This window comes from Mycobacterium sp. E2479, assembly GCF_001667925.1.
In the GTDB taxonomy this organism is placed as follows: domain Bacteria; phylum Actinomycetota; class Actinomycetes; order Mycobacteriales; family Mycobacteriaceae; genus Mycobacterium.
In genome coordinates this window covers 52,594-72,832 of sequence record NZ_LZJR01000059.1, presented here as the reverse complement: position 1 = coordinate 72,832, position 20,239 = coordinate 52,594, and the positions used below count along the sequence as shown (strand labels likewise).

Annotated in this window: 19 protein-coding genes and 4 pseudogenes; 12 read left to right on the top strand and 11 right to left on the bottom strand. The window is 64.4% G+C overall.

The window, feature by feature from the left end; translation table 11 throughout:
- Positions 1 to 764 precede the first annotated feature (764 nt).
- The 4 genes from A5686_RS28380 (at position 765) to A5686_RS07140 (ending at position 3,719) form a co-directional block, all read left to right on the top strand.
- Complete coding sequence (locus tag A5686_RS28380; protein WP_082947523.1) at positions 765 to 989, top strand: RCC1 domain-containing protein; 225 nt, start codon at positions 765 to 767, stop codon at positions 987 to 989.
- 298 nt (positions 990 to 1,287) lie between these two features.
- A complete protein-coding gene (locus tag A5686_RS07150; protein ID WP_067932504.1) occupies positions 1,288 to 2,004 on the top strand; it encodes a cutinase family protein in 717 nt (238 codons plus the stop codon).
- Positions 2,005 to 2,098: 94 nt separating this feature from the next.
- Entirely contained in the window at positions 2,099 to 3,103 is a 1,005-nt protein-coding gene (locus tag A5686_RS07145; RefSeq protein ID WP_067932502.1) for a glycoside hydrolase family 6 protein, read from the top strand.
- Positions 3,104 to 3,242: 139 nt separating this feature from the next.
- Entirely contained in the window at positions 3,243 to 3,719 is a 477-nt protein-coding gene (locus A5686_RS07140) for a CAP domain-containing protein (protein WP_197520506.1), read from the top strand.
- A gap of 72 nt (positions 3,720 to 3,791) precedes the next feature.
- Here A5686_RS07140 and A5686_RS07135 read toward each other — a convergent pair whose 3' ends face one another.
- The 5 genes from A5686_RS07135 to A5686_RS07115 are packed head-to-tail and all read right to left on the bottom strand — an operon-like array spanning position 3,792 to position 7,180.
- Positions 3,792 to 4,781: an aromatic/alkene monooxygenase hydroxylase subunit beta gene (locus A5686_RS07135; RefSeq protein ID WP_067932500.1), complete on the bottom strand. Its 990-nt coding sequence runs from the start codon at positions 4,779 to 4,781 to the stop codon at positions 3,792 to 3,794.
- 3 nt (positions 4,782 to 4,784) lie between these two features.
- The gene (locus A5686_RS07130; RefSeq protein ID WP_067932498.1) at positions 4,785 to 5,096 is read right to left on the bottom strand and encodes an MmoB/DmpM family protein; all 312 of its coding nucleotides are present in this window, start codon (positions 5,094 to 5,096) and stop codon (positions 4,785 to 4,787) included.
- Entirely contained in the window at positions 5,093 to 5,428 is a 336-nt protein-coding gene (locus tag A5686_RS07125) for a Rieske 2Fe-2S domain-containing protein (protein ID WP_067932496.1), read from the bottom strand. The genes A5686_RS07130 and A5686_RS07125 overlap by 4 nt, the downstream gene beginning before the upstream one ends.
- Positions 5,415 to 5,666, bottom strand: coding sequence for a toluene-4-monooxygenase system B family protein (locus tag A5686_RS07120; RefSeq protein WP_067932494.1), 252 nt, complete (start codon positions 5,664 to 5,666; stop codon positions 5,415 to 5,417). The genes A5686_RS07125 and A5686_RS07120 overlap by 14 nt, the downstream gene beginning before the upstream one ends.
- Before the next feature lie 5 nt (positions 5,667 to 5,671).
- Entirely contained in the window at positions 5,672 to 7,180 is a 1,509-nt protein-coding gene (locus A5686_RS07115) for a YHS domain-containing protein (protein WP_067932492.1), read from the bottom strand.
- A 246-nt stretch (positions 7,181 to 7,426) separates the two neighbouring features.
- On the opposite strand from A5686_RS07115, the pseudogene A5686_RS26475 reads away from it, so the two are divergent.
- Together A5686_RS26475 and A5686_RS07105 are read left to right on the top strand one after the other, a co-directional pair.
- Positions 7,427 to 7,555 (top strand): annotated as a pseudogene (locus A5686_RS26475) (carbonic anhydrase); the annotation flags it as partial.
- A 26-nt stretch (positions 7,556 to 7,581) separates the two neighbouring features.
- Positions 7,582 to 8,151 carry a MarR family winged helix-turn-helix transcriptional regulator gene (locus A5686_RS07105; protein ID WP_369829685.1) on the top strand — a complete coding sequence of 190 codons (570 nt, stop codon included), beginning with the start codon at positions 7,582 to 7,584 and terminating at the stop codon, positions 8,149 to 8,151.
- A 91-nt stretch (positions 8,152 to 8,242) separates the two neighbouring features.
- On the opposite strand, the pseudogene A5686_RS28375 reads toward A5686_RS07105, so the two are convergent.
- The 4 genes and pseudogenes from A5686_RS28375 to A5686_RS07095 all read right to left on the bottom strand — a co-directional run.
- Positions 8,243 to 8,461: pseudogene (locus A5686_RS28375) on the bottom strand (hypothetical protein); the annotation flags it as partial.
- 36 nt (positions 8,462 to 8,497) lie between these two features.
- Positions 8,498 to 8,738: pseudogene (locus A5686_RS28370) on the bottom strand (hypothetical protein); the annotation flags it as partial.
- Between the two features lie 98 nt (positions 8,739 to 8,836).
- The gene (locus A5686_RS07100; RefSeq protein WP_067932488.1) at positions 8,837 to 9,970 is read right to left on the bottom strand and encodes a cellulase family glycosylhydrolase; all 1,134 of its coding nucleotides are present in this window, start codon (positions 9,968 to 9,970) and stop codon (positions 8,837 to 8,839) included.
- 268 nt (positions 9,971 to 10,238) lie between these two features.
- Positions 10,239 to 10,721 (bottom strand): TM2 domain-containing protein, encoded by a 483-nt coding sequence (locus A5686_RS07095; RefSeq protein ID WP_067932486.1) that lies wholly within the window; start codon positions 10,719 to 10,721, stop codon positions 10,239 to 10,241.
- A gap of 132 nt (positions 10,722 to 10,853) precedes the next feature.
- Between A5686_RS07095 and A5686_RS07090 the strand changes: the two genes are divergently transcribed.
- The 5 genes from A5686_RS07090 (at position 10,854) to A5686_RS07070 (ending at position 15,317) form a co-directional block, all read left to right on the top strand.
- Positions 10,854 to 11,240 carry a DUF2237 family protein gene (locus tag A5686_RS07090; RefSeq protein ID WP_067932483.1) on the top strand — a complete coding sequence of 129 codons (387 nt, stop codon included), beginning with the start codon at positions 10,854 to 10,856 and terminating at the stop codon, positions 11,238 to 11,240.
- A 93-nt stretch (positions 11,241 to 11,333) separates the two neighbouring features.
- The gene (locus A5686_RS07085) at positions 11,334 to 12,605 is read left to right on the top strand and encodes a sulfotransferase (protein ID WP_067932481.1); all 1,272 of its coding nucleotides are present in this window, start codon (positions 11,334 to 11,336) and stop codon (positions 12,603 to 12,605) included.
- A gap of 14 nt (positions 12,606 to 12,619) precedes the next feature.
- Complete coding sequence (locus A5686_RS07080) at positions 12,620 to 13,858, top strand: MBL fold metallo-hydrolase (protein ID WP_067932479.1); 1,239 nt, start codon at positions 12,620 to 12,622, stop codon at positions 13,856 to 13,858.
- The gene (locus A5686_RS07075) at positions 13,855 to 14,334 is read left to right on the top strand and encodes a VOC family protein (protein WP_067932477.1); all 480 of its coding nucleotides are present in this window, start codon (positions 13,855 to 13,857) and stop codon (positions 14,332 to 14,334) included. The genes A5686_RS07080 and A5686_RS07075 overlap by 4 nt, the downstream gene beginning before the upstream one ends.
- An 11-nt stretch (positions 14,335 to 14,345) precedes the next feature.
- Positions 14,346 to 15,317, top strand: coding sequence for an LLM class flavin-dependent oxidoreductase (locus A5686_RS07070; RefSeq protein WP_067932580.1), 972 nt, complete (start codon positions 14,346 to 14,348; stop codon positions 15,315 to 15,317).
- Positions 15,318 to 15,360: 43 nt separating this feature from the next.
- Here the strand turns inward: A5686_RS07070 and A5686_RS07065 are convergent, their stop codons facing one another.
- Positions 15,361 to 16,584 carry a cytochrome P450 gene (locus A5686_RS07065; RefSeq protein ID WP_067932475.1) on the bottom strand — a complete coding sequence of 408 codons (1,224 nt, stop codon included), beginning with the start codon at positions 16,582 to 16,584 and terminating at the stop codon, positions 15,361 to 15,363.
- A gap of 150 nt (positions 16,585 to 16,734) precedes the next feature.
- Here A5686_RS07065 and A5686_RS07060 point away from each other — a divergent pair, with 150 nt between their 5' ends.
- Positions 16,735 to 20,022, top strand: coding sequence for a LuxR C-terminal-related transcriptional regulator (locus A5686_RS07060; RefSeq protein WP_369829684.1), 3,288 nt, complete (start codon positions 16,735 to 16,737; stop codon positions 20,020 to 20,022).
- Here the strand turns inward: A5686_RS07060 and A5686_RS07055 are convergent.
- Positions 19,976 to 20,239: pseudogene (locus tag A5686_RS07055) on the bottom strand (GntR family transcriptional regulator); the annotation flags it as partial. The gene A5686_RS07060 and the pseudogene A5686_RS07055 sit on opposite strands and share 47 nt — an antisense overlap.

Below are 20,239 nucleotides of genomic sequence, written 5' to 3'. Positions count from 1 at the left end.
TCAACCAAAGCGACCAGGCCCCAGCGCAACTCAGCGCTGTCTCGTATTGGGCGACATATGCGGATCTCGAAAGAGGTTGCAGCCTGGACCCACACAAGCGATTTCGGAAACCACGATCAGGCTCCATCGGCGAGTTTAGTCGGGCGTTGCGCCACAACAGGTGTGCTACGTGCGGCATGGCATGACACCAAGGCTCTTGGTTTCTCGGATGTTCCGACCTTCGTGTGGTGGGTGTCGTCCGCGAGCGGCGAGCTTGATTTTGGTCGAGTCCTGCGAGACCTTTTGGTACTTTCGTCTGAAAATTGCCTCCAGAACGTCGGCTCTCAAGCTAGCCTCCCTAGGGGTACTCGGGACTGCCACAACAGATCGTTGCAAGGGGACTCAGGGGAGTTATGCGAATGGTCCGTTCGGTGCTCGTTGGCACTGCAATTTTCATCGGAGGCACTATCGGTACGGCGCCCGTCGTCAGCGCACAACCGCTCTCGGTGGTGGCACCGCTGTCGCCGATGGCCCCATTTTTCGTCGTGCGGCGGCTACACAAATGCCAACGGGCAATGCGTGCCCTCGCCAGACCACACACGGAGCAACCTTCCCGACGCAGATGGCACATACAGCCACTCCCAACACAAGCAAGGGTCAGGCTCCTGGCACGGCGGGACAGGTCGGTCGAAATAGGTCACGCTTAAATGGATTTAGACACACGGCGTCGTATGCCGCCATCGTGTACACAGACCAATACCCGGCAGCGACAGCCAGTGACCTGAATACGGGTCACCTGCCGTACCTATATTTCCTCTGGGACCGCCAGCTTCAACACGACGAATGAACCCAACGGAACACTATGGGCGTGGGGCAGCAATGATGTCGGCGAGCTTGGAACCGGCGTGATCGGTGACAATGGGCCTGCCCGTGTGACGAGCATTGACCACGTCGTCGCATATGCCGCGGGCTCTGGCCACAGCCTTGCTATCGCCCATCAGAGCGGTTAATGACCGCACAAGTGTGGGGATTACTAGACGAGAGCTTCCCGGAGAACGGCGTCAAGCCGGTGCGGACCAGCTGGCGGTGCCAAGGTGGTGGACAAACCCGGGAGCGCCCTCGACGTCCGTTCCGCCCGTCGCGTTCATTCGGCAGCGATCCGCCACGTCTATCGACGGCAGCGGGGAACCTCAGCGGTTTCAGATTTGCTAGAAGCTGGCTGATCATTGTGTCTGCAAATTTATGTCCGGCACCGTCTGCGGCCGAAAAGTCGCGGTTTAAAAATCACACTTAAGGGAACACGGCGGCATGATTGCGCGTCACAGCTCTAGTTTCCTTGCTGCTGCAGTAGCCGCGGCGTCGAGTGTTGCCGCTGGGGTGCTCGTGTCCGCCGTCCCCACCGCCGTCGCAGATCCGTGCCCGGACGTTCAGGTGGTGTTCGCCCGCGGCACCGACGATCCACCCGGCCTCGGCCCGACCGGACAGGCTTTCGTCGACTCGTTGCATTCGAGCATTGGTGCTAGGTCGTTCGACGTATATCCGGTGGATTACCCCGCTACCCACGACTGGACGAACGCGGGAGAGGCCGGCGTCAGAGACGCGGGTGCGCACGTCGTTTCGATGGCGCATAACTGTCCCAACACCAAGATGGTGCTCGGCGGTTACTCCCAAGGCGCGGCCGTGATGGGCTTCGTCACCTCGCCTGTCGTACCGGACGGGATCGATCCCGCGGCAGTGCCCAAACCATTGGATCCGGAAGTGGCCAACCACGTCTCCTCCGTTGTCCTCTACGCCTTGCCCAACGAAAAGGCGATGAAGTTCTTCGGCGAGCCGCCCGTCGTCATCGGGCCGCTCTATGCGGCCAAGACCATCCAGGTGTGCGCTGCCCAGGACCCGATCTGCTCCGAGGGCATGAATTTCGCCGCACACGACACGTATTCGACCAACACGGCAGTGATCGGCCAGGGCGCAGCCTTTGCGGCCAATCTGCTTGGCGGAGGTCCAGGCGGGGCCGGATCGATGTAAGCCGGTGGCCCCGGCCATCTCCAGAACGACCGAACCATGGATCGGGGCGTCGACGATTGGCGCTGGATGACCGCGAGCCACTAACTTCTCTGAGGTGAAGATCTCCGCTGCTGGTGCAGTCGCGCGATGGATCGTCCCCTTGCTCACGGTTGCGGCCGTCACCGGCATTGCGCAATTCGGCGGCCCTGACCAGGTTCGTCCTGCCCCGGCGGTGCGCCTGGTTGCCGACGGGGATCCGTTGGCGGGGGCGCCGTTCTACGTCAACCCGACGTCGGCCGCCATGCGCGCCGCGCAGAGTGCCGATCCGCCAAGCCCCGAGCTGACGGCCATCGCCAACACACCGCAGGCCTACTGGATCGTCCCGGGCTCGTCGGCGGGAACGGTCGGGAAGTATGTCGGCGATGCCACCGCTGCGGGCGCCATCCCGATCCTCGCGCTGTACGGAATCCCCCACCGCGACTGTGGTAGCTTCGCCGCCGGCGGCATGAGGTCGGCCGATGACTACCGAGGCTGGATCGACGGCATCGCGTCCGGTGTGGGCGCCTCCCGGGTGGCGATCATCGTCGAGCCCGATGCGCTCGCCATGGCCGACTGCCTGTCGGGTGATCAGCGCCAAGAGCGCTTCGACCTGATTCGCTACGCCGTCGACACGCTGACCCGGGATCCGAACGCGGCCGTCTACGTCGACGCGGGTCACCTGCGCTGGCACAGCGCCGACGACATGGCCGCCAGGCTCAACCAGGCCGGTGTCGGCCACGCGCGGGGTTTCAGCGTCAACACTGCGAACTTCTTCACCACCGAGGACGAGATCGGTTACGGCGAGGCGATTTCCGGGCTCACGAATGGTTCGCACTATGTAATCGACACGTCTCGCAACGGTGCTGGGCCGGCGCCCGACTCCGACCTGAACTGGTGCAACCCCAGCGGTCGTGCGCTGGGCACCCCGCCTACCGCGGCTACTGCGGGCGCGCATGCCGACGCCTACCTGTGGATCAAACGTCCCGGTGAATCCGACGGGACGTGCGGCAAAGGTGATCCACCGGCCGGCAACTTCGTGAACCAGTACGCCATCGATCTAGTTCACAACGTCGGCCACTAGGAGCGGCTCGCGTCGGACACCGCGGTCATGCGCCATGTCAGCGGCGCCGACGGATTTGCGATTCGCCATCGTTCTTGGTTGACAACGGATAACATTTGGATACCAAAAGCAGTACAACGGGCGCATGGCACGAGGCATCATGGCCAGGAACGTCGAGAGCATCGCCGTCATCGCGATCTGTACTGCCTTCGTCACGACTCCCGGAACCTTATCCAACTTCCCAGCGCGCGCGGACGATTCGGGGACCGCGCTGTACAGCGGAGTCAACCAGCTTCGTCAGGGATGCGGGCCTATCAGTGACGATCCGCGGTTGGCCGAAGCGGCCCAGCGCCACGCCGACGACATGCTGCGCAGCGGGGTAAACGGACACATCGGCTCGGATGGCTCTTCGCCGCAGGCGCGCATCACGGATGCGGGCTATCGGAGCAGGTACTCGGGCGAGATCGTCTTCTGGGGCACCGGATCCGCCGCGAATCCCAACAAAGCCCTCGATATGTGGATGCAAAGTCCCCCACACCGTACGATCATCCTGAATTGTGCATATAACGCGGGCGGCTTCGCCACCGCCTGGGACGGCAATAAGATGACCGCCGTCGGTGACTTCGCGGCGTCGTAAATACGCTGCGCCAAGCCGTTTCGTTTCGCATCATCCGGGGCAGTAACGGTGTCTACGGAGTGGTCGGTGTGACTAGCCCGCCCACTCGTCGGTGAATGCGGCGACGGAGCGCGCGACCCGCTCCCGGGTAGCGCCGGGATCCGGCAGGGCGTCGGCGAGGCCGGCGACGGCCCGGTCGGCGCGGGGGCGCCATTTTTCGATCCAGCCGTCGATGACCGCACCGTTGGTGGAATTGGCGGTCAGCGCGTAGCGGGCGAGTGCGGCGCTCCAGGCTTGGTTGCGGGTGGTATCGACGCCGGATTCCTGCAGCAGCGCCGCCGTCAGGCCGTCGCCACGGTCGGTTGCCAGCGCGACGAACGCCTCTTTGAACAACGCGTCGAGCGCTGGTTTGACCACCAAGTTCAGCGCGGTGAAGGCCTCGCCCCAGTCGTAGGCCAGCAGCAGGCGTTCCAGCGTCTCGCGGGCGGGCTGCCAAGCCTGGTCGGTCTCCCAGGTTCGCCGTGTCGCTTCGGTATTGGCTAAATGCGTGCCGTGGGTGAGCGACAGCGACTTGGCACGGTAGGCGATCCACTGCAATGCCCGTAGTTCGTCGGCGGCTTGGAAGAACGCCGCGTTGGTGATGTACGCGCTCGGCGCGAGCTGTCCGACGTAAAGGCTGGTGATCTGCAGGACATGAAACAAGTAGCGGGCGGGCACGTAGATGCGGGCGAGGGTCTCGATCCAGGCGGGATCGAGCTTGCCGTCGCCGTCGAGTGCCTCGTAGTGGTCGACCACGCCCTCGGCGTAGACCTCGCGGTCGTGTTGCAGCGCGATGTAGCGGCGGTAGTTCAGCGCAGCCGGATCTCGGAAGCCTTCCCAGCTTTCGGCCTGCAGTGGTGAGCCTTCGCGATGTTTTAGATACCAGCGGTTGATGGCGCTGCCGGGATCGAGGTCGAAGGGAGCCGGCCGGCGGTTGAAGTGATAGTGGAATCTGCCGGTGACGGCTTCGTACTCGGTGGGTTTGCGCCGGGTGTCGCCGGCGATGCTCCAGGTCTTGAGTGGTCGGGTTTTCGCGGCGGTCATGTGTCAGTCCTCTCGATCCAGGTACCAGTGCAGTTCGTCGTCGCCGATGTAGCGGATACGGCCGGCGAATGCCACCAGTGCCGGCTCCAGGGTGGCCAGCGGGAACGGTTGGCCTGCAGCTGATTCCAGGCTCGCGCGGGTGACGCGCAGGAATCGCGGTGCGTGGATGCGGACATAGCCGCCGTGGTCCTCAATGGTGATGGCGGCGTTGGGATTGTCGGAGACGACGGCGTCGGCCAGGGCGGCGACGATGTCGGGGTCGAAACCGCGCACGACCGGACCGACGAGTTTGTCCTGTTCTGCAGCGGCGGTCATCGGTGGTCTCCTTCGGTGAGCGACACGGCGATCTGGTCGCCGTCGAGGCGAACCGGGTGGGTGTGCAGCCGGCAGTCGGCCGGGTTCACCCCGGCGCCGGTGGCGAGGTCGAATTCCCAGCTGTGGGCGCTGCACGTCAAGATGTCGCCGTCGACGTCGCCGTCAGCCAGCGGGAACCCGGCGTGCGGGCACAAACCGTCATAGGCGCGGATTTCTCCGCTGCGCAGGTGGGCGAGCAGGATCGATCGACCCCCCACCTGGAATTCCGCCACCTCGCCCTCCCAGAGATCATCGAGGGTGGCCACCGGGGTCCAGATGCTAGCGCTGGTCATAGAACACCTCGACGTGGTCCAGTGGCCCGACTCCGGACGCCCCGATTCCCGCTTTGGGGTCCAGCACGTTGCCGTTGTGCCGCAGCCGGATTGGGGCATCGCGTTCGGCGACGCGGTGACCGACCACGTGATGGGCGATCGCTGCGCTGACAGCTTCGACGCTGTCGGCGTCATCGACGGGGATGAGCAGTTCGAGCACGTCGCCCTCGAACAGAGCAGTCAGGGGAAGCAGCGCCACGATTGTCAGCCCTTCGATCCGTGGCGTGCACCGTTGCGTGCCCACCCGTAGTTGTCGGCGTCTTGGCCCTGTTCGTCGGCCGACAGCCCGAAGTACTGCAAGACGGTGCCGAGGTCGGGTGGGCTGATCTCGCCGGACAGGACCCGATCGATCAGCGACTGGTGGCCGGCGAACCGGTCGGGCCGTTGGGTGAAGATCCACCGGCACGGCTCCGAGCAGAACAGGTACTTGCGGTCGTTGTGCACGTGCGTCAGTGGAGCGGCATCGGTGTGCGCGCCGACGATCACCCCGGCGGCTCGCACGATCGGCAACTGGCACAGGTTGCAGGTGATCGGCAGCGTCTCAGGCAGGGTGGCGTCGATGTCGCCGTCGCGGATGTTGTCGGTGATGACATCCCACTGCTTGCCGAAATCGCGGTTCCAGCCCGGGTACTTCTCCTCCAGCCACAGCCGCTCCGCCTCGGAGACGCCCGCGTCGGGGTTCCACCACACGGTGGGCCGGTAGTACCACACACCCAAATGGATGGCATGGTGATACCAGGTCAGCTCGTCGATGAATTCCTGCCAGTACCAGGGGAATTCGAGCCCGTAGTCGCGGAACTGGTCGGCGAACTGCTTGACCACCCAGTCCTCGATGAATTCTTTGAAACTCATCCGCCGGCTCTTTAGCGGCGTGTAGTAATCCATCGACAGACCCGTCAGCAGAGCGAAGATGCGCCACGACCGCCAGAACATGTGGTCGATGAGGAACTGGCCCCACTCGGCCTCACCGTTGTCGGTGAGCACCTTGATCGTGGGCTCGCCCTGCTGGGCGTGGCGGGCCTCGTCGGTCTGGATGGAGCTGATCAGCGCGCCGAATTCCAGGTCGCCGACGTCGATGGCGTCGGCGGCCATGCCGAGGAACTGCAGGTTGGTGAACCCGGTCTCCAGGGTGAAGGTCAACTGCAGCGCGATCGACAACGCGTCGTTGGCCACGAACATGTCGTCGAACAAGTAGCGCACCGCGAGCACGATCCAGTTGTTGGTGTGAAACGCCTTGAGCGCCCAATCGCCTCGCGGCTCTTTGGCGAGTAGGCCGTAGGGGAAGAACGCCTGGATCTGGCCATGGCGGACCTCGTCGAGGGTGCCGAAGGTCGCGGTGTTACGCCAGGCCGCCGAGCGGCCGAACCTTCCCATCCGCGCTTCACCGATGGACGCCAGGTATTCGGGCATGGTGATGGCGCCGTAATGCGCCACGATGACCGACTTCCATCCCGGGTCGAGTTGCTCGAACAGCTTCGATCGTCCGATGGCGTTCTTCAGCGAGTACGTCGTGGTGTCCTTGGTGACCTGATTGTGCACGTACTCGCGGTAACCGACTTTGTATGGCTCGTCCCACTTGAGCCAGGCCTCCGAGGAGACCCGGTGCGTGCCCGAAAGCTCTTCGGGAAACACTTCGTCCTCGGTGACGTAGCGAAGCGTCCAGTTGGTGTCGCGAGCCAGGTCGTACCAATCGCTGCGGGAAAGTTTGGGCATATGTCGTCCTCGGTCGGGCTTGAGCCGCGTTGAACTGCGTTGATGACGCGAATGAGACCATGATGCAATAAACCCCAAGGAGTCCTAAGCGTTACGATCACGGTGATTCGCAACGTCGGGTGCTAGGCGCGCCCCAAATACGCTGCGATGGCGGACGCCAACTCGACGGCAAGCACCGAGGAAGAGGTCACAGTGATGGTCACCGGCGAATACCTGGCCGACAACGCCACATATGCGGGCACGTTCGACCCCAAGGATGACGTCCGCCAGTCGCTGCGCCGTATCGAGGCCGGCCCGTTCGTCACCAAGCACGAATCCGTATGTGGCTTCGTCTTTGACGTCGCCACGGACAAGCTGAGCGAGGTTGTGTTCTGAAATCCGACGGCGCACGCCACCGAAGCCTGGACTCCAAGATCGTCGCCGCGCTCGACCGAGTCGGCGGCGCTCTGCACGTCCTGGCCAGGCGGGCCGCCGAAATACATGATCTGTCGAGCACCCAAATGCGGGTGCTCAGTTGGCTTTACGTCGGACCGCCGCCTGCGGCACGTAGCACAGCGCTGGCCCGCGAACTCAACGTGGCCGATCCCACCGTCAGCGACGCAATCGCCGCACTGGTCCGCAAAGGCTTGGTGGTGCGCACCCCAGACCCCGACGACCGCCGCCGCCACGGCCTGGTACTCACCCCGGCCGGCCGCAAAACCGCGACCGAGCTGGCACGCTGGACCGCACCTGCCGAGATCGCCACATCCAAACTCGACCGCTCCGAAGCCGAACGGTTGCTCGACACGCTCCTCGTTGTGATGGCCAAACTCCATGACGCACAGATGCTTCCCGTCGTGCGTGCCTGCAGCACCTGCGTCCAACTCGAAACATCCCAGACCGGTGCGCGCAGCTACCGCTGTAAGTTCTATGACACACCAATGTCTATCTCGGACCTGCGAGTCGACTGCGCCGACCACGTCGCCGTCTAGCTGCCGGTGCCTCGTGGGACGTTTTGCTGCCGCTGACGGCGGTTGCGAAGGTGGTGACGCCCACGTGCGTTTGTCTTCTTTACGACGCAGCTTCTGAAGCTACCTCCACCACTTCTCCCAGGTCCGCCGCCCCGATCCCTGGGATGCCTGGGATACCGCCGGTCCCGGCGATCGGGCCCAGGTTTCTTGCCTCACCCGGCTTCAACGGGCTTTGCATCCGGGTGTCGACCGTTGTCCGGGGGTCGCAGCCGGCGGTATCCAGAACGTCCATCGACTTCCGCAAAGTGTCTGAGTAGGCGTTGCGGATTGCTCGGTTTGTGCGCCAAGGGATTTGGTCACCCCGCTGTACTTCATCGGCGTCCTTGATGGGATGGCCACCAGCATGTGGTTCCAAGATTCGGTGAAGCGTCTCTGGGCCTCCTCGAAGGCGCGGTCGGCCTCGGCGGTGTGCCGCCCCGCGCCATGAACGGTCTCCGCCAGCAGTGAAATCTGAAGGGGGCTGCCGGCCTGCAGGCTCTGGTTGATCGCCCACGGATCGCCCCGCCCGACGCGATGAGCTCGGCCTCGCTCAGGTTTATCAGCTGCATGGTGCCGCCCGCCGCCGACAAACACCGACGCGCATCGCCGCCCGCTTCTGTGCTGGTAGAACCCTAATACCGGAACGGCGGCGGCGAACTCACCTGATTCAGGTCTGGCTGCCGGCCAGCTTTCGAACCGTCAGCGCTTCGATGTCTTGGAACGGTCGCCCCTCGGGCCGGATCAGATCGTGGAACCACACTTTAGGGACCGAGGTGTAAGGGTGATCCCATGAATCCCAGGGGAAGTAGGTCTGCGTCTTGCCGGCCACCAAACCCCAGTTGATCGCGCCGACGTTGTGGCGCTTTGCCACCGGCAGAATTGATTGGACGGTGCTGCCCTGGGGTCGCGCCATGTATTCCGTGCACAGGATCGGCCGGCCCAACGGGGTGAGTTCGTTGATCCGGTTCTCGAACCCAGCTGGTCCCGCGTAGGAGTGGAAGGTGATCACGTCGGCGTTGGCGAGCTGTATGTCACTGATTGCGCTGCGTCCCTGCGGCTGTCCCCAATCACCCCGCCACACACCACTTGTCAGCGGCTGGCTGGGATCCACGGCCCGGGCCCAGCGAAAGACCTGGGGGAGCAGGTTTGCGACCAGTTGCTCCTTGTCGCTTCGTTCGGCATTGCGGTACTGGCGCGCGGGGTTGTCGGGTTCGTTCCACAGGTCCCAGCCCAAAATTCGGTCGTCGTTGCGGAATTGGGTCATCACCGCCGTGACGTAGTCACGCATGACCGGGACGTACTTTGGATCACCGAGGCGTTCGGCGCCCGGGCTCTGCGCCCAGCCCGAGTTGTGCACGCCGGGCCTCGGCGCCCGCTGGCGCCCTGCGCGGGGTTGCGGATCCCAGCAGGAGTCGAAGAAAACCAACAGCGGTTTGATGCGGTGACGCGCCGCGATGTCGACGAATTGCCCGAGGCGAGTTTGAAAGCCGCGCTGGTCGGCCGCCCAAAGCTGATCGTGAAGGAACACACGTGCGGTGTTGTGGCCGTAGAACTGGGCCCAGCCAAGCTCGGTATCGATGCGCCGCAGGTCGAAGGTGTCAGGCTGGAACATCTCGAGCTGGTTGATGGCGCTCGCCGGAATGTAGTTCGATCCAACGAGCCAGCCCTGCGCTTGATACCAACGATTGGCGCGCTCGGGTGACCATCGGCCCGCTTCCTCCGCGGCGGCCCGCGGCATCCGGGCAACTGCGGCGCCCGCGGCCAATAACAGAGGGATTTTCAAGGCCGTACGTCGTTCCACGATGTGACGATAAGTTTTCGGGGCGATTTCCCTGGGATTTGCTCAGCGCGTCGCGACGACTTCAGATGACGATCGTTATGGTGCCGTCATGGGCATCCTCGAGCGGTGACCTTCGCTCCTCATCGTGACCAATCCGTGACCATCGGCCATCGGCGAGCCCACAGCGTCATGCCTGCCGGTGAGGTTAAAATGCGCCCCGACTGTGTACCAAATACCTTGTCGGGCAATCGATCATGAGAAGCCCCTAGGACGGCGGGCTCTCGGATGCCTACCGCAGCTTGCGACCGTGATTGTCTTTGACGTTGCCGGTGAAGATCATGATCGCGTCGACGATGGCCCAAACGATGCTGCCGAGCAGAACCGGCAGACCGATTAAACAGAACACGCTGAAGAGAACTCCGAACAGCCCAAGGCATAGCTGCGCCACCGCAATCTGAGTCGAGTCGATGTAGAAGCGACCGATTCCGAACATGCCAAGGAAAAGCTGAAGCAAGCCGGCGGTGGTGGCGGACTTATCCGAAAGCGGCAGCCCGGTAGCGTGGTCGCGCCCAAAGGGCGCCTGCGGGTCAACATGGCTTGGGTAACCGGGATGGCCCGGATAGCCGGAGTATCCGGGGTAGGCCTGAGGGGGCGGATACCCCGGCGGCGGCGATGGGGTGTGCGGATCCGGCTGCGATCCGTAACCATGCGGCCGCCATCCCCAGGGCGGCTCACCGGGCCCATTTAGGGGTTGGTTAGGCGGTGTCGACATCGCTTCGAGTTAACACGCCCGATGCGCAGGCGTCCACACCGGCGGGCGCCGCTAGCCACGTCGGGAAAACCCGATCAAGGCAGTCGGCGGAATCGCCTCAAACTTCACCCCCGGGAGCGCAATACTGAACGGGTGCCTGATCGAAATGTGTTAGGCGGTCCGCTGGAACCGTGCAGCACAGACCCGCTGACCGGCTTCTACCGCGATGGCTGTTGCTCGACCGGCCCTCAGGACCTCGGGCGCCACACAATCTGCGCGGTGATGACCGCCGAATTTTTGGAGCACCAGCGCTCCATCGGCAACGACTTGTTGACGCCGGTTCCCGAGTATCGGTTCCCCGGCCTGCTGCCGGGCGACCGCTGGTGCGTGACCGCGCTGAACTGGCTACGCGCCCACGACGACGGTTGTGCCGCGCCGGTGGTGTTGGCGGCAACTCACGAGAGCACCCTTGAGGTGGTACCGCTGGAGGCGCTGCAAGAACACAAGGTCGACGTTCCCGACGACCTGGCCAACCTGTAGCGCGACCGCGAGCGAGGCGGATGAGCGACGCATCTGCGCCGCGTCTAGCGTCTCTGTCATATCTCTCACCTGACGCGTCAAAGAGGGGTCCCGGTGGGTTCTGTGGCGGACGACATCGACTTCGACGACTTGACCGCGCCCCAGCTGACCGACGTGCAGCGCCGGATCCTGGAATTCACCGAAGCCGAGCCCGTCGACCTCGACATCGACAGGATGGTCGCGGAGGCGATCGAGCAGGCCGGCTTGACACCCGCAACCGCCGACCTCGACGACGCCGATGGCTTCATTGACCGCCTGCGGATGCACGTCGCCTCGATCGAAGCCGACGAAGGCCTGCGCCAGCTCACCCGGGGCTCCCTGCGCCAACGAATCGTGCGCCTGCTGCGCAACCGGTTGTCACTTACCGAGCTCATTCAGCGGTACCCCGAGATCGAATCCATCCCGATCGAAAAACCGTTCATCGTCGTTGGGATGCCGCGTTCGGGCACCACACATCTGGTGAATCTCATTGCCGCCGATCCCCGCCGGCGTGCCCTGCCGTATTGGGAGAGCCAGGATCCCATCCCCGCCCCCGGGCAGGGCCCGGCTATCTGCGGCGTCGATCCCCGCTATGCGCGTGCCAAGTCAGAACACGATGCGTTGATGGCGAGCGCGCCGGTGGTAGCCGCCATGCATGACCGGTACCCCGAGGCGATCGAGGAGGAGGTCGAGCTTCTTGACCTCGATCTGGCCTCATACGTGCTGGAATGGCATGCCCGAGTGCCTGACTGGCGAGATTACTATCTGGGCCTCGACCAAACCCGGCACTATGCCTACATGAGGAAGGTGTTGCAGGCGCTGACCTTCCTGCGCGGGCCGCACACCTGGGTGCTCAAGAGTCCGCAGCACTGCGAGCAGCTCGGTCCGCTCATGGCGACTTTTCCCGACGCGACAGTGGCTTTCACCCACCGCGACCCCGGCGCGGTGATCCAGTCGGCGATCACCATGATGGCCTACTCGGATCGGCTGCGCCGCACCAGCATTGACCCGCAGTGGCTGCTGGACTATTGGAGTGACCGCGTGTACCGGCTGCTCAGCGCCTGCGTACGTGACCGCCAGCTGGTGGCGTCCGACCGCAGCATCGACATCAACTTCCACCAGTTGGGCGGCAACGAAATGGCGGTGCTCGAGCGGCTTTACCAGTGCGCGGCTGTCGACTTACCGCCCAAGGTGCAACAACGTTTTCAGCGCTACCTGGACGGTAATCCGCGCGGCAAACACGGCCGAATCCGTTATGAGCTGCAGCGGCATTTCGGCATCTCCGCGGACGAGCTCCGCAGTCGCTTCGACTTCTACTTCGACAAGTTCGACGTCCGTCCCGAATAGAGGAGCCACCAGCGATGTCAGAGCCTGTCTATCGGAACAGACCGGGCGCTGAGGCGATGCGCCCGGCGTCGGCCGAGCAGGCCGAACAGATCGCACCGGGCTTATGGTGCTCACCCGGCTTGTCCAACTCGTATCTGCTCACGACCACCGAGGGCCGGGTAATCGTCAACACCGGCATGGGCTTCGAGGGACCGGTGCATCGCGCCAACTTCGACGCCGTGGACTCCTCACCGGTGCGTTACATCATCTTCACGCAGGGCCATGTAGATCATGTCGGTGGCCTGGACAGCGTGCGCGATCCCGACACGACCGTTGTCGCGCAGGCGAATTGGAAGGCCTGGCGAGACGACAACGATCGGCTGATCCCGTACCGGGCCAGCCGCAGCGCTTTCGCCTTCAAGGACACCCTGGCCAGCGGTATCCACGCCATCCAACGGCGCTTGGGCACTACGCGGTTGCCCGGTCAGAGCGTGCCCGTCGTCGACATCGACTTCCACGACACCCTCTGGTTGGAGGTCGGCGGGCGGCGCATGGAGTTGATCTCCGTGCCCGGCGGCGAGACCACCGACTCGCTGGTGATCTGGCTGCCGGACGAGCGAGTCTGTCTGTGTGGAAACACGTTTGGGCCGCTCTTTGGCCACATTCCGAATCTCGTCACCATGCGCGGCGATCGCTATCGGGACGCGTTGGCGGCTATCGCCTCGGTGGAGAGGGTCCGCAGCCTGCAGGCCGAGGTGCTGGTGACCGGTCACTTCGAGCCGATCACCGGTGCCCAACGTATCGACGCGGAACTGACTCGGCTGCGCGACGCGATTCAGTGCATCCACGATCAGACCGTCGCCGGAATGAACGCCGGCAAGGACGTCCGCACCTTGATGCGGGAAATCGTCCTGCCCGCCGAATGCGAAGTGGGTCAAGGGTACGGCAAAGTGGCCTGGGATGTGCGGGCCATCTGGGAGAACTACTCGGGCTGGTTCCACCACGAATCGACCACCGAGCTATACCCCGTCGGATTCGATGCCGTCGCCGCCGACGTGGTCGAGCTTGCCGGCGCCGACGCGCTGCTGGATCGAGCCCGCGCGCACCTGGCCGCCGATCGCGCGTTGCATGCCATCCACCTTGCCGCGCTTGTCCCCGCGGACCATCCGGGGGCGCGCGAGGTGTTGCGGGACGCCCATGAAAAACTTCTCGCCAGCAGCACCAACTTCTGGGAAAGTGCCTGGCTTCGCAATCAGATAGCGAGGAACGCATGACGGCATTCGCACTACGGCCCGAGGACTTCTACCACACCGGCATCATCGTGCCCGACCTCGACGCGGCGATGGCCCGGCTGAGCGCGCTGGCCGGCTACCGCTGGATCAGCCCCGTGAGCTACACATTGCCGTTTCGCACGGTGAGCGGAACACAAGAGGTGACTTCGACTTTCGTCTACTCGCTGCAGCCTCCACACGTCGAGCTGATCAAAGAGGTACCAGGGACGGCGTGGACTGCGGCACCCGGCAACGCGATTCATCACCTCGGCTACTGGACGGACAACCTGGCCGAGAGTGCAAAGGTACTGGCGGACAACGGCTTCACCTTCGAAGCAACTGCCGACACCACACCGCCGGATTTAGCGCTATTCGCCTACTACGTGGACGCGGCGGGCACCCGCATCGAGATCGTCGATCGAGCACTGTTCCCGGACTTTCCTGCCTTCCTGCAGGCGGCGGCCGGGCCGGAAGCGTAGCGGAGCCGGACATCTTGTTGACGGTGCTGCGCTTCAACTTCGCGTCCCCGCACGGCGATCCACGCACTGAGGCCACGCTCTTGTCCGCCGCCCTTGAGCTCGGGGAGTGGGGGGAATCCCGCGGCATCACCTCGATCAGCGTCGACGAGCACCACGCGACCGGGCACGGGTGGAGCTGCAATCCGATCATGGCCGCGGCGATGTTCTTGGCCCGGACGTCGAAACTGATCGCCAGCGTCGATTGCGCACTGGGACCGCTGTGGAATCCCGTGCGGCTCGCCGAAGACATCGCACTCGTCGACAACATGAGCCGCGGCCGTCTGCACACCACCGTGGGACTCGGATATCGCCCCGTCGAATACGACTCCCTAGGAGTCGATTTCGGGCGGCGTGGCGTGCTGATGGATGGCCTGCTCGAACGCATGCTGGCGGTCTGGTCCGGCGCTGATGCGGAAACTGGAATCTGCACCGGCACCTGGACGCGACCGCATCCACCGCTGTACGTAGGTGGCGGCGCTCGTGCCACGGCGCGTCGCGCGGCCCGGTTCCGGCTGCCGCTCAGTTTGGCGGACCACTTGCCCGACATCGCCGATTACTACCGCGAGCTGTGCGCCGAGGCCGGCACGTCACCGTTCATCCTCATGCCGGGACCGGTCAACCGCGGAATGATCTACCTGCACGAGGATCCGGACAGGGCATGGGCCGAGCTGGGTGAACACATCCTCTGGGAAGCAGTCACTTACGGTCAATGGTCGACCGACCAGCGTTCGCTCATGCACTTGCCGGGTGTCCAGACTCTTGACCAGGTCAGGGCATCGGGACGATACCGCTTTCTCACTCCCGGCCAGCTGATCACGGAGGTGCGTGAGGCCGATGATTTCGGGCCGCTCGTCATGCACCCGTTGGTCGGCGGCATGCCGGTCGACGAAGCGTGGAAGTCGGTCCAGTTGCTCACGGACAAGGTCTTGCCCGCACTGACCTGACGCGTCGAAAGACGTTGGAATCAAGTGTGTTGGGATTCGCCTGTCAGGGGTCGAACGCGAGCGGGAGTGACGTCGGACCACTGATCCCCGCGGGGGGCTTCCACAGTGCAGGTCCGACCCGTCGAGGTTTGGCTATCCGTTGCGTGATCACCTGCAGCGCCTCGACGAGCTCGATTCGAGCCAGATGGACGCCGAGGCAGTAGTGGACGCCACCGCCGAAGGTAAGGACCGGCGCGGCGCCTTCGCGTGTGATGTCGAGGCGATCAGGGTCGTCGTAGATCGCCGGATCGCGATTGGCGGCGGCAGTGTTGACCATGACATATGCCCCTTGGGGCACCTGAACACCATCCAGGTCGACATCGCTGGTGGCGACACGCAGCGCGGCGAAGACGACCGGTGAGTAGCGAATGAGTTCGTCAACCGCCTTCGGTGCTAGCTCGGGATGGTCGGCCAGCAACGTCCATTGGTCCGGATGGTCACACAGCGCCTGCACCGCCGCCGCCAATTGGTTTCGCGTGGTGTCGGTGCCTGCGTTGAGAAGGATCGCAACAAGATTGACCAGTTCGTCGTGGGTGAGTCGGTCACCGTACTCTTCGACGCGGACCAGGTCGGAGATCAGATCGTCGCCAAGCGACCGGCGACGGCGTGAGATCAGTTCTTCGAGGTAAGCGTCGAGCTCCCGCCAGGCCCGCAGAATGGCATACTCCTCGGCCGCAACGTTGCCGTCGAACGCTTTGCTGAGGTCGTCGGCCCAGCGTGCGAAGAGTTGCCAATCTTCAGCCGGTGCGCCCACCAACGCGCAGATGATCGGAACCGGGTACTGCCTGGCGATGTCGCGGACCATGTCGCAGTGGCCGGCGGCGCGGTGCCGGTCGACCAGCTTGCTGATCACCTCGATGCACGCCCTGCGCATCCGCTCGGCCGCCCGGGGAGTGAAAGCCCTTGCCACCAAACAGCGCAACCGGTGATGTTGGTTTGGCTCTACCGACATGAGCGTCTGGCAGACCTTGTCCCAGACCGGTCCGGAGTTGATGCCCTGCACTACCAGGCTGATGCCGCGCGGTATGGCGAACCGCGAATCGCGCAGCACGGTGCGGGCCATCCGATAGTCGAGAATTTCGGGACCGAACTTACCGAGCGCGATCGGCGCCTGCCGGTGGGCTTGCCGGATGATGCGGTGCGCCTCGTCCGGGTCTGTCGCGTCGTGATACGCGAAGGTCGGCCACGTGCTGTCAAAGATGCTCGGTGCGGGAGTGGTGGTTGTCATGACGTCGACTATTGGTCGGCGCCGCCGCCAGTCCATCGGGCGAAATACCTAATTACTCTCGGGGTTAGACACCCACCTGAACATGGCCGCCAGGGAACATCAGCAATTTTGCTGATGTTCTGCGATCCGCAGCACCGCATGCTGGCTAGCATGAGCGAGACTGAGTGGAGCGACCTGGCCGTGAGCGAGCTGCCGACCGGAACCGTGACGTTGCTGCTGGCAGACGTCGAGGGCTCCACGCGCCTGTGGCAGACCCAGCCGGACGAAATGGCGGTTGCTGTCGCGCGGCTGGACCAGACGCTGACGGACGTGGTGGCGGCCCACGACGGAGTCCGCCCGGTCGAGCAGGGCGAGGGCGACAGCTTCGTGATCGCCTTTGCTCGCGCGTCCGACGCGGTGGCCTGCGCCCTGGACCTGCAGCGGGCCCCGTTGGCGCCGATTCGGCTGCGCATCGGCATCAACACCGGGGAAGTGCGCCTGCGCGATGAGGGCAACTACATCGGTCCCACGATCAACCGCACCGCCCGACTGCGCGATCTCGCGCACGGCGGACAGACGGTGTTGTCGGGTGCAACGGAACTGTTGGTCATCGATCAGCTTCCGCCGGACGTGTCGCTGGCCGACATGGGCAGCCATCCGCTTCGGGACCTGCCCCGTCCCGAAAGGGTTGTGCAGCTGTGCCACCCAGACCTGCGCAATGACTTCCCGCCACTGCGTACACCAAAAGCTCATGTCTCTCATAATCTTCCAACCCAACTCACGAATTTTGTTGGGCGCCAGTGGGAAATCCATGGCCTATGCGAAACACTGGCGACCAACCGTCTGGTCACCCTCACCGGAGCCGGCGGAGCGGGCAAGACGCGCCTAGCCGTGCAGGTCGCGTCGGCCCTCGCCGAGCAGTACGGCGACGGAATCTGTTACGTCGATCTGGCGCCCATCACCCATCCCAATGTCGTGCCGGTCGCCGCGGCACGCGCGCTGGGGCTGCCCGACCAGCCCGGTCGATCCACCATCGACACGCTGCAGCAGCATCTTCGCGACCGCCACATGCTGCTGCTGGTGGACAACTGCGAACATCTGCTCGACTCGTCCGCCGCGATGGTCGCTGGCCTCCTCGGGTCCGCACCGCGGCTGACCGTGCTCGCCACCAGCCGTGAGCCGCTCGGTGTGACGGGCGAAGCCGGTTGGCAGGTGCCCTCGCTGTCACTGTCCGACGACGCCATCGAGTTGTTCGCCGACCGTGCGCGGTTGGTTAGAAGTGGCTTCACCGTGAACGACGACAACGCCCGCGCGGTCACCGAGATCTGCCGGCGCCTGGATGGGATGCCATTGGCGATCGAACTGGCCGCGGCGCGCATGCGCGCGTTGTCGGTTGATGAGATCCTTGGCAGCCTGCACGACCGCTTCCGTCTGCTCACCGGAGGCGCGCGAACGTCGGTGCGTCGACAGCAGACGTTGCGCGCGTCGGTGGATTGGTCGCACGCCCTGCTCACCGATACGGAGCGGATCTTGTTCCGCAGGTTGGCAGTGTTCCTGGGTGGTTTCGACCTGGACGCAGCGCAGGCGGTCGCCGGAGTCGATGGTGTCGAGCGTTACCAGGTGCTGGACCAGCTCACGTTGCTGGTGGACAAATCGCTGGTGGTTGCCGAAAACAGCGGCGGAAGAACGCGATACCGGCTGCTCGAAACCGTGCGCCAATATGCGCTGGAGAAATTGGGGGAGTCGGGCGAGGCCGACGTGGTCCGGTCGCGGCATTGTGACTACTACACGGCGATGGCGGCGCTGCTCGACGCGCCGGCCCGCACTGACTACGCGCAGCGCCTAGATCAGGCGGAAGCCGAGATGGACAACCTGCGCAACGCGTTGGGATGGAACCTGGAGACATCCGATACCGAGCGCGCGCTATCGCTGGCATCCTCGCTCCAACCACTTTGGCTCACGCGTTTACGCGTGCTGGAAGGCCGGGCATGGTTCGACACCGTTCTCGGAGAGCGCGATTTGAACACTCTCGAGGTGTCCGCCTCGGTGCGTGCCCGGGCGCTCGCCGACGCGGCGGTGTTGAACATGTTTGTCGGCGGCAGCTTCGATCGGGCCGAGCGCGGGCTGGCGATCGCTCGCGAAGTCGGTGACCCGGCCCTGCTGGCAAGGACGTTGACCGCCTGTGGCTGGATCGCGGGCGCCGTCCATTACAACGCGGAGGCGGCCGCAAAGTACTACGCAGAGGCAATGGTGTATGCCCGCAGTTTGGACGATCGATGGAGCCTGAGCCGGATCCTCGCCTGGCAGGCGAACACCTGGGTGAGCGTGGGCGACCCGATCGCGGCCCGCACCGCCGGTGAAGAAGGTCGCGATATCGCGGATGCGATTGGCGACCGGCCCAACTCGCGGATGTGTCGCCTGTACCTCGCGTGGGTGCAGTTGATGGACGGCGACGTTGCCTCCGCCGTTGCCCGATTCCAGAGGGTAATCGCCGAGTGCGAAGCCGATCACGACGAGTTTCTCAAACCAATCGCAGGGATGGGTCTGGCTATGGCACTGGCACACCAGGGTGACGTCGATACGGCGCGCGCTGTGGTAGATAAGGCACTCGAGACCGCGTCGGACATGGATGAAATTTTCAAGGGAATGGGCCACGCGGCGTCGTCGGTGGCGGCGCTGGCCGCGGGCGACGTCCGCGCCGCTCATGACGCGAGCGAGCGGGCCTCGCACCACATCGGTGTGTCCCAACCCCAGATGGCAGTGGTGCAACGTGCCTTCAACACCATTGAAGTGGCGCTGGCGGAGGGCGACCTCGTGTTGGCGCGCAGTTTGGCCGACGAAGCGGCTTCGGTGGCGACGGGGTGGCACCTGGTGGCGGCGCTACTGGCCCGCGCTCGGGTTGCTATCGCAGAGCGCAGTCGAGGGAACGCAGAACGTGACGCCCATGATGCGCTTGCCTGTGCCGCCAGCTCTGGGGTTTATCAACCGCTTGCCGGCATCCTTGAATGCCTCGCCGAACTGGCCAGAGATATCGACACTCAGCAAGCCGCGCGCCTCTTCGGAGCCGCCGACGCCTTCCGCCAGCGCACCCAGAACGTGCGGTTCAAGGTCCATCAAGACAGCTACGATTCGTCGGTTGCGGCGTTGCGCGACGCGATGGATGAGGCGGACTTCGACGCGGCGTGGGCCGAAGGGGCGGCGTTGTCGACCGAGGAGGCGATCGCCTACGCGCAGCGTGGCCGCGGCGAGCGCAAGCGCCCGTCCAGCGGCTGGGCGTCGTTGACACCTGCCGAGCACGATGTCGTGCGCCTCGTCTGTGAAGGGTTGGGCAACAAGGACATTGCCAAGCGGCTGTTCGTCTCACCCAAGACCGTGCAAACACACCTCACCCACGTGTACACGAAACTCGGGCTCACGTCGCGCGTTCAACTGGCTCAGGAGGCGGCGCGCCGGGCGTGACCGCACGCTGCTCCAGCCGGTCGGCGAGCGAGCGTCCGGCGTCCAGCACGTGTCTTTCGGCGATGGTGCGGGCCCGTTCGGCGTCTTTGGCACCGAGCGCGTCGAGCGACTCCTGATGTCCGTCAAGCGAGTGCTTCTCATGCTCGGGGAACAAGATGAGGAAATTGCTCGGCACCACCCGGGCGGCCTGCTTGATCTGATTCAACAGCCCCGGCGA

Excerpts from the sequence above, each read along its gene's own strand:
- A5686_RS07150 (WP_067932504.1), top strand. The coding sequence starts at position 1,288 with ATGATTGCGCGTCACAGCTCTAGTTTCCTTGCTGCTGCAGTAGCCGCG.
- A5686_RS07140 (WP_197520506.1), top strand. The coding sequence starts at position 3,243 with ATGGCCAGGAACGTCGAGAGCATCGCCGTCATCGCGATCTGTACTGCC.
- A5686_RS07135 (WP_067932500.1), bottom strand. The coding sequence starts at position 4,781 with ATGACCGCCGCGAAAACCCGACCACTCAAGACCTGGAGCATCGCCGGC.
- A5686_RS07130 (WP_067932498.1), bottom strand. The coding sequence starts at position 5,096 with ATGACCGCCGCTGCAGAACAGGACAAACTCGTCGGTCCGGTCGTGCGC.
- A5686_RS07125 (WP_067932496.1), bottom strand. The coding sequence starts at position 5,428 with ATGACCAGCGCTAGCATCTGGACCCCGGTGGCCACCCTCGATGATCTC.
- A5686_RS07115 (WP_067932492.1), bottom strand. The coding sequence starts at position 7,180 with ATGCCCAAACTTTCCCGCAGCGATTGGTACGACCTGGCTCGCGACACC.
- A5686_RS07095 (WP_067932486.1), bottom strand. The coding sequence starts at position 10,721 with ATGTCGACACCGCCTAACCAACCCCTAAATGGGCCCGGTGAGCCGCCC.
- A5686_RS07080 (WP_067932479.1), top strand. The coding sequence starts at position 12,620 with ATGTCAGAGCCTGTCTATCGGAACAGACCGGGCGCTGAGGCGATGCGC.
- A5686_RS07075 (WP_067932477.1), top strand. The coding sequence starts at position 13,855 with ATGACGGCATTCGCACTACGGCCCGAGGACTTCTACCACACCGGCATC.
- A5686_RS07065 (WP_067932475.1), bottom strand. The coding sequence starts at position 16,584 with ATGACAACCACCACTCCCGCACCGAGCATCTTTGACAGCACGTGGCCG.
- A5686_RS07060 (WP_369829684.1), top strand. The coding sequence starts at position 16,735 with ATGAGCGAGACTGAGTGGAGCGACCTGGCCGTGAGCGAGCTGCCGACC.